Origin of the sequence: Dyadobacter psychrotolerans, assembly GCF_004349265.1 — a bacterium.
In the GTDB taxonomy this organism is placed as follows: Bacteria; Bacteroidota; Bacteroidia; order Cytophagales; family Spirosomataceae; genus Dyadobacter; species Dyadobacter psychrotolerans.
In genome coordinates, this window is the sequence record NZ_SMFL01000010.1 from 24,509 (window position 1) to 41,009 (window position 16,501).

14 protein-coding genes and 1 pseudogene are annotated in these 16,501 nt (G+C 42.5%); 5 read left to right on the forward strand and 10 right to left on the reverse strand.

Going from position 1 to position 16,501, the window contains the following annotated elements; genetic code table 11:
- Positions 1-6 precede the first annotated feature (6 nt).
- The 4 genes and pseudogenes from E0F88_RS23065 (at position 7) to hemH (ending at position 3,832) form a co-directional block, all read left to right on the forward strand.
- Positions 7-1,140: an aspartate aminotransferase family protein gene (locus E0F88_RS23065; protein WP_131960650.1), complete on the forward strand. Its 1,134-nt coding sequence runs from the start codon at positions 7-9 to the stop codon at positions 1,138-1,140.
- Positions 1,141-1,248: 108 nt separating this feature from the next.
- Positions 1,249-1,511, forward strand: a pseudogene (locus tag E0F88_RS34820) (GxxExxY protein).
- A 230-nt stretch (positions 1,512-1,741) separates the two neighbouring features.
- Positions 1,742-2,689 (forward strand): N-acetylornithine carbamoyltransferase, encoded by a 948-nt coding sequence (locus E0F88_RS23075; protein WP_131960651.1) that lies wholly within the window; start codon positions 1,742-1,744, stop codon positions 2,687-2,689.
- 81 nt (positions 2,690-2,770) lie between these two features.
- The gene (hemH, locus tag E0F88_RS23080) at positions 2,771-3,832 is read left to right on the forward strand and encodes a ferrochelatase (protein ID WP_131960652.1); all 1,062 of its coding nucleotides are present in this window, start codon (positions 2,771-2,773) and stop codon (positions 3,830-3,832) included.
- A gap of 77 nt (positions 3,833-3,909) precedes the next feature.
- On the opposite strand, the gene E0F88_RS23085 is transcribed toward hemH, so the two are convergent.
- From E0F88_RS23085 to E0F88_RS23100, 4 genes are all read right to left on the reverse strand, one after another.
- Positions 3,910-5,058: a cysteine desulfurase family protein gene (locus tag E0F88_RS23085; RefSeq protein WP_131960653.1), complete on the reverse strand. Its 1,149-nt coding sequence runs from the start codon at positions 5,056-5,058 to the stop codon at positions 3,910-3,912.
- Between the two features lie 3 nt (positions 5,059-5,061).
- Positions 5,062-6,465, reverse strand: coding sequence for a phosphoglucosamine mutase (gene glmM / locus E0F88_RS23090; RefSeq protein ID WP_131960855.1), 1,404 nt, complete (start codon positions 6,463-6,465; stop codon positions 5,062-5,064).
- Between the two features lie 107 nt (positions 6,466-6,572).
- Positions 6,573-7,415: a transglutaminase family protein gene (locus E0F88_RS23095; RefSeq protein WP_131960654.1), complete on the reverse strand. Its 843-nt coding sequence runs from the start codon at positions 7,413-7,415 to the stop codon at positions 6,573-6,575.
- Between the two features lie 130 nt (positions 7,416-7,545).
- Positions 7,546-8,565 (reverse strand): alpha-E domain-containing protein, encoded by a 1,020-nt coding sequence (locus tag E0F88_RS23100; protein ID WP_131960655.1) that lies wholly within the window; start codon positions 8,563-8,565, stop codon positions 7,546-7,548.
- Positions 8,566-8,790: 225 nt separating this feature from the next.
- Here E0F88_RS23100 and E0F88_RS23105 point away from each other — a divergent pair, with 225 nt between their 5' ends.
- Positions 8,791-10,347: a helicase HerA-like domain-containing protein gene (locus E0F88_RS23105; protein ID WP_131960656.1), complete on the forward strand. Its 1,557-nt coding sequence runs from the start codon at positions 8,791-8,793 to the stop codon at positions 10,345-10,347.
- Between the two features lie 97 nt (positions 10,348-10,444).
- Here E0F88_RS23105 and E0F88_RS23110 read toward each other — a convergent pair whose 3' ends face one another.
- The 6 genes from E0F88_RS23110 to E0F88_RS23135 all read right to left on the reverse strand — a co-directional run bounded on the left by E0F88_RS23110 (position 10,445) and on the right by E0F88_RS23135 (position 16,474).
- A complete protein-coding gene (locus tag E0F88_RS23110) occupies positions 10,445-10,864 on the reverse strand; it encodes a DUF2141 domain-containing protein (RefSeq protein ID WP_131960657.1) in 420 nt (139 codons plus the stop codon).
- 13 nt (positions 10,865-10,877) lie between these two features.
- On the reverse strand, positions 10,878-11,435 hold the full coding sequence (locus E0F88_RS23115; protein WP_131960658.1) for an acyl-CoA thioesterase: 558 nt from the start codon (positions 11,433-11,435) through the stop codon (positions 10,878-10,880).
- A gap of 35 nt (positions 11,436-11,470) precedes the next feature.
- Positions 11,471-12,553 carry a Gfo/Idh/MocA family protein gene (locus tag E0F88_RS23120; RefSeq protein ID WP_131960659.1) on the reverse strand — a complete coding sequence of 361 codons (1,083 nt, stop codon included), beginning with the start codon at positions 12,551-12,553 and terminating at the stop codon, positions 11,471-11,473.
- Positions 12,554-12,690: 137 nt separating this feature from the next.
- On the reverse strand, positions 12,691-14,037 hold the full coding sequence (locus E0F88_RS23125) for a neutral/alkaline non-lysosomal ceramidase N-terminal domain-containing protein (RefSeq protein ID WP_131960660.1): 1,347 nt from the start codon (positions 14,035-14,037) through the stop codon (positions 12,691-12,693).
- Positions 14,038-14,121: 84 nt separating this feature from the next.
- Entirely contained in the window at positions 14,122-15,462 is a 1,341-nt protein-coding gene (locus E0F88_RS23130; protein WP_131960661.1) for a DUF58 domain-containing protein, read from the reverse strand.
- Between the two features lie 40 nt (positions 15,463-15,502).
- Positions 15,503-16,474 (reverse strand): AAA family ATPase, encoded by a 972-nt coding sequence (locus E0F88_RS23135; RefSeq protein ID WP_131960662.1) that lies wholly within the window; start codon positions 16,472-16,474, stop codon positions 15,503-15,505.
- Positions 16,475-16,501: the final 27 nt, after the last annotated feature.

Here is a 16,501-nt window from a genome sequence, read left to right on the forward strand (position 1 = left end):
ATTACTATGTCACATTTATTTGATGTTTATCCACTTTACGATATAGAACCTGTAAAAGCTGAGGGCAGCTATTTATGGGATACGAATGGCACTAAATACCTGGATCTTTATGGCGGTCACGCTGTGATTTCCGTTGGACATTGTCATCCGTATTATGTAGATATGCTGAGCAAGCAGCTTCATGCGATTAACTTTTACTCCAATTCAGTAAAAATATCGTTACAGGAAGAACTGGCTGAGAAGCTGGGAGATTTGTCAGGTTATCCCGACTACAAACTTTTCCTGGTCAATTCTGGTGCAGAGGCGAATGAAAATGCATTAAAACTGGCTTCATTTCATACAGGTCGTTCAAAAGTTGTCGCTTTTACAAAAGCATTCCATGGACGTACTGCCGGAGCTGTTGCAGCGACGGACAATCCATCCATCGTTGCTCCTGTGAATTATAATAAACACGTTACATTTCTTCCATTTAATGACGTTGACGCACTTCAGGAAGGTATTACGGATGAAGTTTGTGCGGTAATCGTTGAAGGAATCCAGGGCGTTGGCGGAATTCAGGTGAGCAGTGATACGTTTCTTCAGGCTTTACGTAAGCGTTGTGATGAAACCGGAGCTGTTTTAATTCTGGATAGCGTGCAATGTGGTTATGGTCGTACCGGAAAATTCTTCTCGCACCAATTTAGTGGAATCCATCCGGATCTAATGACTATGGCGAAAGGAATGGGCAACGGATTTCCAATTGGAGGTGTTTTGATATCTCCAAAGTTCAAAGCCAGCTATGGTTTGCTCGGCACCACTTTTGGAGGAAATCACATGGCATGTGCTGCGGGAATCGCTGTGCTTGATATCATGAAAAACGAAAACCTGCTGGATAATGCAGCTGAAATCGGCAACTACCTAATGAAAGGCATTGAAGAAATCGGTGGATACAAAGAACTCCGGGGACGTGGGTTAATGATTGGTATTGAGTACGATTTCCCGGTGAAGGATCTTCGGAACAAGTTGCTGTTTGAACATAAAATGTTTACCGGTGTGGCCGGAGCAAATACGATCAGATTATTACCCTCACTGGCTTTGGGGAAAGAGGAGGCGGATATGTTTCTGGAGGCATTGCGTTTGGAAGTTGTCAGTTTGACTTAATGATTTAACCGCAATGGGCGCTATAGATTTCGCTATGGACGCAATAGAACTTCCTGAAAATAAAATTGCCCGCGAAATTTATTTTGTGCCTTAAAGGTTCATAAAGCTTTGGGCTCAGGTTTACTTGAATCAGCATATGAGGAATGCTTGTATTACGAACTACGAAAGAAGGATTTTTTGTAGAAAAGCAAAAGGCATTACTATTAGTGTATGAAGAAATAATTCTGGAAGTTGGATATAGAATCGATCTACTAGTGGAGAACTGCGTCATAGTTGAGGTAAAAGCTGTTGATGCTCTTAATGACGTGCACACCGCTCAAATATTAACTTATTTTAAAATTGACGAAGTGCAAATTGGGGCTCTTAATTAATTTTAACGTTTCACTCTTAAAGAAGGGAGTAAAAAGATTAGCCAACGGATTATAGTGCCTTTGCGTCAATTGCGGAAACCATAGCGTCCATCGCGGTTAATTAACTAATAAACATCTGTATTGTGCCCTCATTAAAGAACGGAGTAAAAAGATTAGCGAACAGATTGTAATATCTTTGCGTCAATTGCGAAAACCATAGCGCCCATTGCGGTTAACAACACCATAAATAAATGAAACATTTCCTATCCATAAACGACGTTACAGATCTTAATCAACTTATAACCAGCGGTATTATTTCAAAACGAAACCCCTTTGGAGATAATGACCTGGGAAAAAACAAAACCATTGGTTTGCTGTTTTTTAATTCCAGTCTTCGTACGCGTATCAGCACACAAAAAGCTGCACAAAATCTTGGGCTGAATGTGATCATGATGAACGTTGGACAGGATGGCTGGGGACTGGAAATGGAAGAAGGCGTGATCATGAACGGCGATAAAGCGGAACATGTAAAAGAAGCTGCCGCTGTAATTGGTCGGTATTGCGACATTATCGGTATTCGTTCTTTTGCCGGTTTGCAGGATCGCGAAAAAGATTATCAGGAAATTGTGTTTCAGCAATTTAAAAAATACGCAGAGGTTCCTATTGTTAACCTGGAATCTGCAACCCGCCACCCGTTACAATCCCTTGCAGACTGTATTACTATTGAAGAGTTCCGCCTTAAAGAGCGCCCAAAAGTGGTATTGACCTGGCTGCCCCATTTTAAAGCTTTACCACAAGCGGTTGCAAATTCTTTTTGCGAATGGATGAACCCGATGAATGTGGAACTGGTTATTACACATCCCGAAGGTTACGATCTGGCGCCTGAGTTTGTAGGCAAAGGACAGGTTATTTACGATCAAAATAAAGCACTGGAAGGTGCAGACTTTGTTTATGGCAAGAACTGGTCATCTTATGAGCATTATGGACAGGTGCTTAACAGCGATCCGTCCTGGATGATGACCGAAGCAAAAATGGGACTGACCGACAATGGTAAGTTTATGCACTGTCTGCCGCTGAGAAGAAACATGAAGGTAGCCGACGAAGTACTGGACGGACCGCGCTCCCTGGTCATCGAACAAGCTGCAAACAGGGAATGGTCTGCACAGGCGGTTTTACGCGAAATTCTTATTGGTATGTAACTGTACCCTAACCGAACTTTTATTAGTTTGACTATGGTTATCGATGCACAATACTTCACCTTGAATTAAAAAATACTGGTAATGCATACCGAAACGTTAACATATTCTTCAACCTCAACTGAAAAACCTTTTAAAAAAACCGGCGTACTGATTGTCAATCTGGGTACTCCGGATAGTCCTTCGGTTCCGGATGTCAGGAAATACCTGAGAGAATTTTTAATGGATGAGCGGGTTATTGATATACCCTACTTAAACCGCTGGCTATTAATTAATTTGATTATTGCACCATTCCGCGCTCCTAAATCGGCGAAGATTTATCGGGAGTTGTGGACTCCTGAGGGATCTCCCTTAAAGATTTACGGTTATTCGGTTGAAGAAAAACTACAGAAGGTACTTGGTGAAAACTACGTGGTGAAACTAGCCATGCGTTACCAAAGCCCGAGTATCGAAAGCGGTCTTACGGAATTAAGAAAGAAATGCCTTTCCGAAATCATAGTGGTTCCCTTTTTTCCTCAATATGCTTCTGCTTCTACCGGATCTGTTTACAAAAAGGTGATGGAAGTGGTAAAGGACTGGGAAGTACTTCCTGAAATTAAGTTTATTAACCGGTTTCTCGACCACCCGAAGTTCGTAGAGGGTTTTGTGAATCTTGGCAAAAAATACATGGCGCAAAGGGAGTATGATCACTTTGTGTTTAGTTATCACGGAATTCCTGAAAGACAAATTACCAAAGGAGATGTAGCGAATTACTGTCAGTTCGGCACCTGCTGCGATACTTTAAATGCGAAAAATCAGCATTGCTACCGTGCACAATGTTATGAAACAACCCGTTTGTTTGTAAAAGGCATGGGAATTCCCGAAGGAAAATATACCGTAGCTTTCCAGTCACGACTTGGAAAAACACCCTGGATAAAACCTTACACCGACGAATTGATTCCGGAGCTGGCAAAAAAAGGTGTGAAATCTGTTCTTGCCTTCTCACCTGCTTTTGTAGCTGATTGCCTTGAAACAACGATCGAAGTAGGTGAAGAATACAAAGAGATTTTCGAAAAAGAAGGCGGAGAACACTGGCAGCTTGTCGAAAGCCTGAACGACAGTGATATCTGGATCGAGGCTTTGGAAGATATGGTTAAAAATGCCTGATGAAGTTATAAGAATAAAAAAGAGAAGTTAAAGCTGAAATGTAAATCTCACTTTAACTTCTCTTTTTTGTAAATCAATCATAATATAACTGCCTCTTTCCGATATAACTCTGAAAGCGTATTGACGGCAAAGTCCACCTCTTCTTCCGTATTATATTTTCCAAAAGAAAATCTGACGTTGGCTCTTTCAGGATCGATTTGAAGTTCATTCAACACATGTGATCCGATTTCAGTACCACTTGAACAGGCACTGCCACCTGAGACTGAAATTCCTGCAATATCCAGATTAAACAACAGCATATCACTGATTTCAGAAGCTGGTAGACTAACATTTAATACAGTATAAAGACTTTTACCCATTTCCGCTGATTGTCCGTTAAACCGGACACCGTGAATGCTTTCACCAAGCCTATGGATCATCCTGTTTTTAAGGCCTTCAATATGTGAGCGATGTTCATCCATATCACGGTAAGCGATCTCCAACGCCTTTGCCAAGCCGACAATCCCATAAACATTTTCAGTTCCGCCGCGCATGTTGCGTTCCTGTGCTCCTCCATGAAGAAAAGGATAAATCTTTATTCCAGGCCTAACATAAAGAAAACCTATACCTTTTGGTCCATGAAACTTATGTGCAGCACCAACAACAAAATTGGCTTTCATCTGCTGAAGGTCATGACGATAGTGCCCCATAGTTTGAACCGTATCCGTATGAAAAACAGCGTTATATTTTTGACAAATATCCCCGGCAAAATCAAGATCCAATAAATTTCCAATCTCATTGTTCCCATGCATCAGAGAGACCAGGCTTTTTGGTTTGGTCTGCAGGAGCGTTTCTAAATGCTGAAGATTTACAACACCACGCTCGTCCAGATCAACATAACTTAGTTCGATCTGACCGGTTTTTTGAAGATGTTCCAGTGTATGAAGCACAGCATGGTGCTCGATACGGGATGTGATGGCATGTTTTAAACCCAGTGTTTCAATGCTGGAACGAATTGCCGTATTGTCCGCCTCAGTTCCGCCTGATGTAAAAAATATTTCAGCAGGCGCAGCATTCAATATTCCGGCAATGGATTTCCTTGCCCGCTCAATCAACGAACGTGCAGCACGGCCATTTGCATGAATCGACGATGGATTACCATACTGTTCCGCCATAACAGGAATCATGGCCTCCAATACCTCAGGATCCAAGCGGGTTGTAGCAGCATTATCCAGATACACCTTCATTGCTTATTTCTTAGGTTCTGAAATGATCTCTTTTATATCAGAGATAATTTTATTAGCGAGATTGATTGCGGTAGTTTGCGTCTCTGATTCCGAATAAATCCGGATAATCGGTTCAGTATTGGATTTACGCAAATGAACCCATTCGCGGTCAAATTCAATGCGTACACCGTCAATTGTACTCAGCGGCTGTTTAGAATATTTTGTCTGAATCCGGCTTAAAATATTATCAACATTGATGTCCGGAGTCAGTTCTATTTTATTTTTTGAAATATAATAGCTTGGATAAGACTTCCGCATGACCGAAACCGTCTTACCAAATTTCGCGAGATGTGTCAGAAAAAGAGCGATTCCAACCAAAGCATCGCGACCATAGTGACTTTCGGGATAAATAACCCCTCCATTTCCCTCTCCGCCAATAATGGCATTTTGCTCTTTCATTTTCGTCACCACATTCACCTCACCCACAGCAGAAGCAAAATAATTACCGCCAGCTTTCACTGTTACATCACGTAAAGCAGCTGTCGACGACAGATTGGATACGGTATTTCCGGGTGTATTTTTCAATACAAAATCTGCGACGGCAACGAGTGTATATTCTTCTCCAAACGGACTTCCATCTTCACACATCAACGCCAGTCTGTCCACATCCGGGTCTACAACAATGCCCAGATTGAACGAACCATCATTAAGCGCTTTGCTTATTTCCCGCAAATGCTCAGGAAGCGGCTCAGGATTGTGTGCAAAATTCCCGGTCGGATCGCAGTTCAGTTTTTTAATATTCTTGGTTTGAACCCCTAAGGCTTCCAGCAAGGCAGGGACAAATATTCCGCCGGTCGAATTAACCGCATCAACCACAATCCGGAAATTAGCAGCAGTAATTGCGGCAACATCTACCAAAGGCAAGGCCAGAATATGATCAATGTGTTTTTGGAGATAAGTGTCGTCGGTAGTGTAACTTCCAAGTTTTTTGACGTCAACGAAAATAAAATCTTCTGCATCAGCTATCCTCAAAACCTCTTCCCCCTCAGCCTCATTAATAAACTGACCTTCGTGATTAAGCAGTTTAAGCGCATTCCATTGTATCGGATTATGGCTCGCGGTAAGAATGATACCTCCGCCTGCATTTTCCATGGTAACGGCAATTTCTACGGTTGGGGTTGTAGAAAGTCCTAAGTCGATGACACTTAGGCCAACACCCTGCAAAGTAGCAGCAACAAGACGACTTACCATTTCACCGGAAAGACGTGCATCTCTGCCAATTACAACCTTTAAATTCTGCGGATTAGTACGTCGCAGCCAGGTGCCGTAGGCAGCTGCAAACTTTACAACATCAATCGGAGTCAGCGCCTCGCCGGATTTTCCACCCACAATTCCTCTGATCCCTGATATAGATTTTATTAACGTCACGATCTTAAAGTCCTCTGTTTGTTTGGGTACAAAAATACGAAATTTCCCACGCCTTAGGAGGTTTTTTCTCAAACAAAAGTTCGTATTGATTAAATGGACATCCGGAATTATACCATCTCAATATCCACGCGCGTTACCAGTGACGCATTAGCAAATCCACGAAAGGAGCCCATAACAGGAGCCAGCTGGTCAAAATCAGCGGAAGCACCCAGACTGATGTGGTTGTTAATGATTGCTTTACCTTCTGTGGGATCAAAACCGCGCCAGCCTGCACCGGGGAGATACACTTCCACCCAGGCATGCAGTTCATGTGCCTGCAAAGGATTTCCGTACAAATAACCACTTACAAATCGCGCTGCAATTCCCAGACTGCGGCAGGCACTGATAAAAAGACGGGAATAGTCCCTGCAGGATCCCATGCGGTCCCGTAGGGTATCATCGGGTGGATAAGCCATTCCGAACTCACGGTTCCGGTAGATAAAATTCTCGCTGATATACTGACTTAACTGAACCAAAAACGGCACGGTTTCCCAATTTACACCGGCAGCAATTTTCCTTGCAAACTGCTCGACATTATTGGTGACGTCGTTTCTGCTCAGATAAGGTATCAGATATTTATAAATCCTGTCTTCATATAAAAACGGAAAGTTTTTGGTAGAAAAAGGGAAAAGAACAAAGTCAAAAACGTTAAACGGTTCCGAAGTAACCGTCATGACAACATCAACTGTAAGCCCGGTAACTGGCCCGTTAAAAAAAAAGGCAACCTGCTGCGAATTGCCTTCTGTATCTACATTCCGGACAATATTCGAGGGACGCGGATCGATAAAAAGTGAATAGTCAATAACACGCTGGTTGGGGTACGGGCGCGGGTAGATGTATAAAGTATGCTGATCCAGAACGACCGGATTGTCATATGTATAATGCAGCGAATGATGAACTTTCAGGTTCATAAAAGTTCTTTTTTGAGAAATACTATGTGTCTGGACATGTCTGATATAGAAATAGTGGCCGGCCTGATCACCGCCACTATTTCTATCCGGGCAATAATTATGCCTGAAACCTTAGCCGTAATTTATTTTATCAGTTCATCCATTGGCTTGAAGAAGACTTGCCCATGCTTTGTCCCATCGACTGGCTTTGCGATTTTTCAGTTTCAAGACCAAAATACATGTCAAAAATGGCGCTGTCTACCTCGTTGTTTTTTGTCTGAAATTTATCCAGATATTCATGAAGACCCATTTTAAAAACATCTTCCACATCTGTAAATTCCAGCTCGCTGCGCATTTTGCTTAATGCTCTTTCGGCAGGATCTGTATGCCCTCTTTCAGGTATGGAACCACGGATCGCATATAATGAAAGTTCCGCCTGACGAACACTGTATGCAATCGAACGGGGAAATAATTTATCAAGAATCAAAAACGCAACAATGTTCATGGGTGTCAGCGCGCGGTGGGTCTGGCGATACATATTGTACGCACTCACCGATTTTAACACTGCAGTCCACATCATCAAATCAAGTGTGGAACCGGAAGTACTGGTATCCTGCATCAATGTAAAATACTTCACATCCAGGAATCTCGAACATTTATCAGCCCGTTCAATATGACGCCCTAAACGACCAAAATGCCAGGCTTCGTTACGGGTAATTGAAGAATCAACAACACCATGAAACAATTGACAGCTTTTACGTATGTCGGTAAAATATGACTGCATGTGATCCATATTACGGAAGTGATCAGCAGAAGTTCCTTTGATGGTCAGGTAAAACGTATTGATACTCTCCCACATTTCTTTCGAAATCGTTTCGCGTATCGTCCGTGCGTTTTCTCTTGCCTCATAGAGACAACTGATAATCGAATTCGGATTACGTTTATCAAAAGTCATGAAATGGATTACATCCTCTTTCGTAGGCTTTTCATAATATTTATAAAAGGTAAAATGGTCTGCCGTGGCAATAAGGAGGGGTTCCCACTGTTCGTCGACATCAGGAGGAAGATCTAGCGCAAGGTTAAAATTTACTCCGACAAAACGGGAATAGTTTTCAACCCGTTCCATATAACGATTCATCCAGTAAATTGAATTGGCAACTCTACTAAGCATATACGGGCAAATATTGTGGTTCCAGAAATTAAAATCAGAATAATTACATAGTGAATTCGCTAAAATACCTAATAAAATTTCGCAAATACAAGTCACTACGAAAAATAATATATCTTCTTAAAAGATTATTATAATCCTGTAAATATTCATATTACTGCAAGGTTTCTTTTCAAAAGATATAAATTTGGTAAATTAACGCGTCATTAACAATAACAACTTACGCCTGTGTCTAAAAGAGATCTTTTTGTAGCAGCTATCCAGAAATCGTACCAAACCACCCAGCCTGCGATTCATTTGGGTTCGGCAATTCTGGATGGAGAAATCATTACAGAAGCCAAAGTAAACCTTCCCCTTCGGATGATGAACCGGCACGGACTCGTTGCCGGTGCAACCGGTTCCGGAAAAACCCGTACGCTTCAGGTCCTTGCCGAGCAGTTATCAGCAGCCGGAGTTCCTGTTTTTATGTCTGACATCAAAGGTGACTTATCCGGAATTGCACAGCCGGGTAAAACCAACGCCGCCATAGAAGAACGCTCTCAGGTACTCGGAAATGTGTTCGAAGCAAAAGGTTATCCGATAGAACTCTATTCGCTAAGTGGCAAAAAGGGCGCTCAAATGCGGGCAACCATCCTGGAATTTGGCCCGATTTTACTGTCCAAAATATTTGAATTAAACGATACGCAATCGGGTGTATTGGCTATTCTTTTCAAATATGCCGATGATAAAGACCTGCCAATGGTAGATCTTAACGACTTAAAAAAAGTACTCGCCTACCTTTCCGAAGGTCCCGGTGCAGCGGAGATCAAATCAGATTACGGGTCCATATCTTCTTCTACCGCCGGCACCATATTGCGTAAAATCGTAGCACTTGAGCAACAGGGAGTAGGAAGTATTTTCGGGGAAAAATCTTTTGATATCACCGATCTGATCAACCGCGTAGACGGCCAGGGTGTCATCAGTCTTTTAAATATTTCTGACGTACAGGATAAACCGGCATTGTTTTCAACCTTTATGCTCAGCCTGCTGGCAGAATTATACCAAAAACTGCCCGAAGCCGGAGATCTCGATAAACCCAAGCTGGTTTTCTTTCTGGATGAAGCTCATCTGTTGTTTAAAGACGCACCGAAAGCATTTTTAGACCAGATTGAACAGGTTATTCGTCTGATCAGGTCAAAGGGCGTCGGTATTTTCTTCTGTACGCAAATGGCGCAGGATGTACCGGTTTCCGTACTCGGACAATTGGGAAACCGCGTCCAGCACGTGTTACGCGCTTTTACACCTCAGGATGCCGATGCTTTAAAGCAAACGGTTAAAACTTATCCGCGTTCTCAGTTTTATGAGATCGATCAAATCTTAACAACGTTAGGTATCGGTCAGGCACTGATTACGGTTTTGAATGAAAAAGGTATCCCGACAGAAGTAGCTGCAACACATTTACTCCCACCCGCCTCAATTATGGGCCCGATGATGCAGGCTGATTACGAAAATCACGTGCAGCAATCGGATGTGTATGCCAAATATAAAGATCCGATCGACCCGGATAGCGCCTACGAGATGCTTACCCGCAGAATGGAGGAACATGCTCAGGCGCAGGTACAGGCAAAGGAAGAGGTAATACAGGCAAAAAATCAGAAAGAAGAAAAAGGAATGATTTCTGAGGCTCTGAATTCCCCTTTGGCAAAACAAATCGGAAGGGAAGTTGTGAGAGGGGTTTTTGGTATGTTATTTGGTAAAAAGACAACTTCCACCCGAAAGAAAAGCGGCGGACTTTTCGGGTTCTGATATTTAACTTAGATACTTTGGCTAAAGCCGCTAATCGTCTTGGACGCTGTAATCCAGCGATATCCGGAACTAAGGCGGCTTTAGCCAAAGAGCATTCTTAGTCCGTCAATTTCACCGAGATGGATTTACCGGATGCCGGTAAATCAAACGCACAATCTTCAAACGAAGGTGCGGACAATTTTGGCCGGAAATCCTTACTGAATCCATAAGGCTCTTTTGGAATGCCTACAAAATTTTTGTCCATGACTCCATTCCCGTTCAAATCATGATACAGCGCGATAGCATATCGACCTGGTTCGAGAGCAAAAGTTGCTAACTGATTACTTTTGGAATTCACCTCAATGATTTTGGATTCAACAGGTTTCCCGTCCGTAAACTTACCTCCGGGTTTATAAATTCCTATCAGCAGCTTTCCTTTACTGCTTTTCAAATTGCCAATTTCTACCTTTAAAGTAACAGCTGGTTCCGAAAACACAGAACCAAAAAATGTCAAAAAACTAAAAAGAAAAGCAGTCATATCATTTTACGTTTTATTGTTCCCAGGCAAGTACGCAGCGTTGCTGAGCAAGTTTCTCAATATTTCCCCCTAAATCAAGCCGGGTCTTTGCATTATCAAAGGCATTTCGGTAAGTTTCTTTCAGTTCTTTCCTTTTCATAGCTTCTAAAAAACGTCTTGCATCTCCCTCATTTTCCAACAACAAAGGAGGAACCAGCGCCGGCTTATCATCTTCGCCTTTTGCAACCATTGTTACATAAGAAGTATTGGTATGCCGCTGTGTTCCGTTTCTCACATTTTCAGCTATGACTTTAATTCCAATAACCAGCGAAGTACGGCCAACATAATTTACCGAAGCCATCAGCGATACCAGGTCCCCCACTTCTACCGGCTCCAGAAAATCGACTGCATCTACCGAAACCGTTACACAATAGTTTGCTGCGTGACGTGAAGCGCAGGCATAGGCCACTTTATCAATCAGTGAAAGTAATATCCCTCCATGTATTTTTCCGCCAAAATTAGCGTAAGACGGGATCATCAGTTCAGTCAGGGTTGTTTGTGAAAAACGAACAGAACGGGCAGTCAATTCCATATAAATCAATCATTTGACAAAGAATTCTTTGCCGTTTATTTTAAGATAATCGTTTTCCCCGTTTTTGCGGACTGCTTTGCAGCTTCCAGAATCTCAACTACCGTTACATTCACCGGCAATCCATACATATCATGCTCTCCTAATCTCAGTCTTCCGCTGACCACATCTGCAAGTACTGAAAAAGGATCTGTAAAAGGTGCAGGGCGAGGATCGATTTTTACGGTTTCTTCAGGAGATTTCTCCTGAAGACGCTGGCGAATTGTTGTAGGATTCACAGCAACCGCATATCCTTTTGTACCAAAAACTTCCATATCCTTACGGGCAAAAGTCCAGTTCCAGGATGCCTGGATGACACATTGGGCTTTGGGATATTGTAAAATAATTGTGGCATCGTCATCCACTTTCTGATAAATATCAGGTTTGTTTTGATGAGCTACCGCGGTTACTGAAAGAGGTTTTTGTCCTTTTAAAAGCCAGGTCATCAAATTGGCACCGTAACATCCGAAGTCATTCAGGGCACCAGCTCCGTTTTTCCCGGGGTCGGTTAAAAAAGCAAAAAACTCTTTGCTCACACCAATTTCCTTAGGTCCCTGATGACCATCATTCACCATTACTTTTCGAATTTCCCCGAGTTTTCCCTGTTCAACCAGATCGTTTACATATTGATTACTCGCATACCAGGAAGTTTCGAAATTAGTAAGTACCTGTATTGAATTTTTATCGGCCAGTTTTTCAATCTCTCTTGCATCTGCGAGCGTCGTAGCCAAAGGTTTTTCAACCATGACATGTATTTTCCTTGGCGCACAGGCTTTGACCACCATAATATGTTCATTGATAGGGCCAAAAGCAGAAACGGCCTCCGGTTTAACCTGATCAAGCATTTTGCTCAAGTCACTAAAAAACAAGCTTTTATCAAGCTTATATTTTTCAGAAAAACGGTCCACAAGCTCCGGATTCGTTTCATAAATCCCGACCAGCTCAATATCTTTTTTATCCTTCCTGTTAAAGACCCAGCCGACGTGTCCGTGACTTAATCCGGCAATAGCCAGTCGTAGCGGTTTTTGGGCAAAGGTTTGCGTTGAAACTAAAATACATAGAAGAATAACTAATGTTTTCATGTAGGCTCAGGATAATTTTGATGTTGTAAGGAGGCTCCGATGGAGCTAATTAAATCTTGTCCCTCCCAAATCTCTATAAACAGGAGGCCACTTTGTGGCCACAAGGCTACTACTTACTTTAAGTTCTTAACTTAAAACTACGACATTTTATCAATTATATCCCGAATTACTTCCTGCAGATAAGCACCGTTATAGGGACCGTACCAGCTCATCGTTTTTGTTTCGTACTTGTCTCTATCGAAATATTTGTCGTGGGTAATGTAACCGATATATCCTCCGTTAAAACTGGTTACCATCAGATTTAATCCTTTTGTTTTAGCATAGGCATCCAAACCCGCTACAAGTTCACCCGAAAAATCACAGGGCATGCCTACCATCAATACATTACCAATACGCAATGCTTTTACAAATACCGGATACTCGCCAAAAGCCTTTTTAAATGCCCATGGACGAAGGACAATATCCATCGTCAGCCGGGGAGATGGCTCCCTCAAAGGTAAAGGAATTGTAACCGATTGTAAAAAGGCTTGTTTTGAAAGAGACACTGTATCAGATGCAAGAAGCGCTTTTTGAACACCAAAAGCCTGATTTTTCATTTCGTCAAAATCATCTGTGCCTTTTTCGATGGGAGCCATACTTCCAACTGCGCCGGCCATGTACATTGCAAAATTGTAATGTCCGTTTTCCAAAGAATCCACAAGTACGCCTGGGTAATCGCGGGAAAGAACCATGTTTTTAGACTGAATTACTGTCGAATGCGCCCCGTAAGAAGTTAATATTGCTTTTTTGCCACTATCCGTAACAAAACCTATTGACCGTATTTCAGGATCTACACTCCCTTCTTCCCCTACCAACCGGTTTTGAATATCAGCTTTATCAACCGATTCCATGTAAGTCAGCCTGGCAGGTTCCAGCTTTGCTTTGGCCTGTACGATCGCCTGAAAAATGGCATCGGCGATTTTATCAACACTCTTTTGATCATATTTTCCGGAAAAAAATAAACCCGAAATACCGGTTCCCCAGCCGCCGACGCTATTGTGACTATGCGTTGCACCAAAAAATACTTTATCAAAAGAAATTTCATTCTCCGTTAATTTTGCCTGTAATATTTTAGTTACTGTTGGCGGAATAATGAGCAGATCTGCTGCGATGATGGCTGCCTGGGTAATGCCATTATCAATCACCATGGCCCTTACATAAACCGAATCATGCACCGAAACATAAGGTCTGCCGCGACGATTACCATAACCTGCCATTGGTGTTGGTGAGGAAGGAGTTATGTTAATTTTTGACCAGCCAACTTTAAAAGATTCGGTGCGTAGCGTATCTGCCTTTACCTTACCAATTAAGCTTTTCCACTGTTTATAATATGGCATTTGCTGATAAGGCGTCTGATCCATTGTCGTGATCATCGTAGCAATGGCGAGCAATAAAATCAGAAAGAAAGAACCAATTATTTTCAGGAGGATTTTGACAAATTTCATCGAAGGCGCATTTTGGATAAATCAGTTTGTAAAGATATGGAAGGAAGGGAAGATATTTAAAAAACCTGATTTTACGGAAAACTACTATAAAGCCCCGCGGTCTTTCAGTTCCAGATATTTATTAATTGTATTTACAGACAGCTGCTGTGGAGAAGTTAATATTGACTGAATGCCAAAACGGCTTAACTCAGCTGTAATTTTTTTCTTTTGATAATAAAACCGCTGTGCGATGGTTTTCAAATAAACCTGCTCAACGTCATGAGCAGGCGTATTTATGAGTTGCTTTGTTTCTGTATTTTCAAATAAAATGACGACCAAAAGGTGATCCTTTGCCAGCCGGCGTAAATAAGGAAGCTGCCGCTGTAATGCTGCAAGTGTTTCGAAATTGGTAAATAACAGAAGTAAACTTCGCTGCTTTACATGATGACGAACGGTGATAGCAAGCCGCTCAAAATCTGTTTCTAAAAACCTGGTTTTCTGTCTGTAAAGCACTTCCAGTATTTTTTGCAGATGCCCCGAACGGCGGTCAGCTGCCACAAGCTGCCCGTTTGTATCCGAAAAAGTGATGAGCCCTGCTTTGTCTTCTTTCATCAAAGCGATGTTGCTCATAACGAGCGTTGCATTAATTGCATAGTCCAGCAAAGTCAGTCCCTCAAAAGGCGACTGCATCACACGACCTTTGTCGATCAGACAATATACTGTTTGTTGTTTTTCGTCCTGATAAGCATTCACCATCATCTCACCTCGTCTGGCGCTGGCTTTCCAGTTTACCGAACGCCGGTCATCTCCTGGCACATAACTCCGCACCTGGTCAAATTCCATCGAATGTCCCACTTTCCGGATTCGTTTTACGCCTGCTTCACTCAGTCTGTTTGCCACAGCGAGCAAAGCGTATTGCCGCATCTGGAGATAAGACGGATAGACGGCAGTAACTTTTGGATCTTCAAACTGAAATCTTCTTTTTACCAGCCGTAACGGTGTAAGTGTAAAAACATTAATATGCCCGAATTCATATTCTCCCCGCTTTACAGGGCGTAAATCATAATGAATCTGTTTTTCGGAAAAAGCCGGTAAATCTGCATTGAACAACACATCACGGCGCTGAAACTGATGTGGAATTTCATCAACCACTTCAACCTGTACCTGAAAAGGATATCTGCTTTCCAGATAAATCGTTACCGGATTTTCATCTCCGTTAGAAAGCCGGTCGGGAACACTTCTTCTCGCAAAAACTCCTGCTTTGATTCTGTATAATGCAAAAGTATCTCCGATAAAGAGCAGCACGAAAACAATCAGGAGTATGTTAAAAATGGCCAGTACCGAAGGAAAAACATATCCTACGACAAAGCCTGTAACCAGGAAAATCCAGATTATCCAGAAGACCTTGGTAAAATACAATGTCCTTAAAAAGCGGAGTAAAATCATTTTAAACTACTGTTCGCTACTAATGTATAATCTGCGAAATCTATCTTGGAACCTCTGTCTTTTCCAGGATCAGCCGAATGACCTCGTCCGGTGTGGAGCCTTCCATTTCTCTTTCAGGAGTTAAAATAATGCGGTGCCTCAAAACAGGATAAGCCAGTTCCTGCACATCATCAGGTATTATAAAATCCCTCCCTCTTAATGCTGCCAGTGCTTTGCAGCTATTTAGCAGTGCCACAGATGCACGCGGAGAAGCACCCAGAAACAAAGCCGGATGCGAACGAGTGGCGCCGACAATTTTCACAATATATTCCAGCAGATTTTCTTCCACATGAACATGAAGAATGATATCCCGTAAAGCAGAAAGCTGAGAAGCCGTAATTACAGATTTCACCTCATTAACAGCCTCGCTCAATCTGCGCCGTTCGTTATGGCCTTTCAGAATTTGTGCTTCTTCCGCAACCGACGGATAACCAATGTTGAGCTTAAACAGAAACCTGTCAAGCTGTGCTTCCGGCAGGCGGTAAGTTCCTTCGTGCTCCACAGGATTTTGTGTAGCTAGAATCAGAAATGGCTCAGACATGGGATAAGTCGTTCCGTCGACCGTTACCTGTCTTTCTTCCATCACTTCAAAAAGCGCTGACTGCGTTTTTGCCGGTGCGCGGTTTACTTCATCTACCAAAACTATGTTGGCAAATACGGGCCCCTGACGAAATTCAAATTCAGTACTTTTGGTATTGTATAAAGAAGTACCCAGCACATCCGTTGGCATCAGATCCGGGGTGAACTGTATCCTGCCAAAATCAACGTCAATTGTTTTGGCTATTACTTTGGCAATTAGTGTTTTTGCTACGCCGGGAACTCCTTCAAGCAGGATGTGCCCGTCGGCCAACAATGCTGTGAGGATATATTCAATCGTTGACTGCTGCCCGATTACGATCTGTGCGATTTCGGCTTTGATCTTTTCGGCTGCTTCTTTTAGGCTGGTTAACTCGATTCTGTTTGTGAATTCCATTTTTTTCCTGGTTCATCGGGCGGTGCC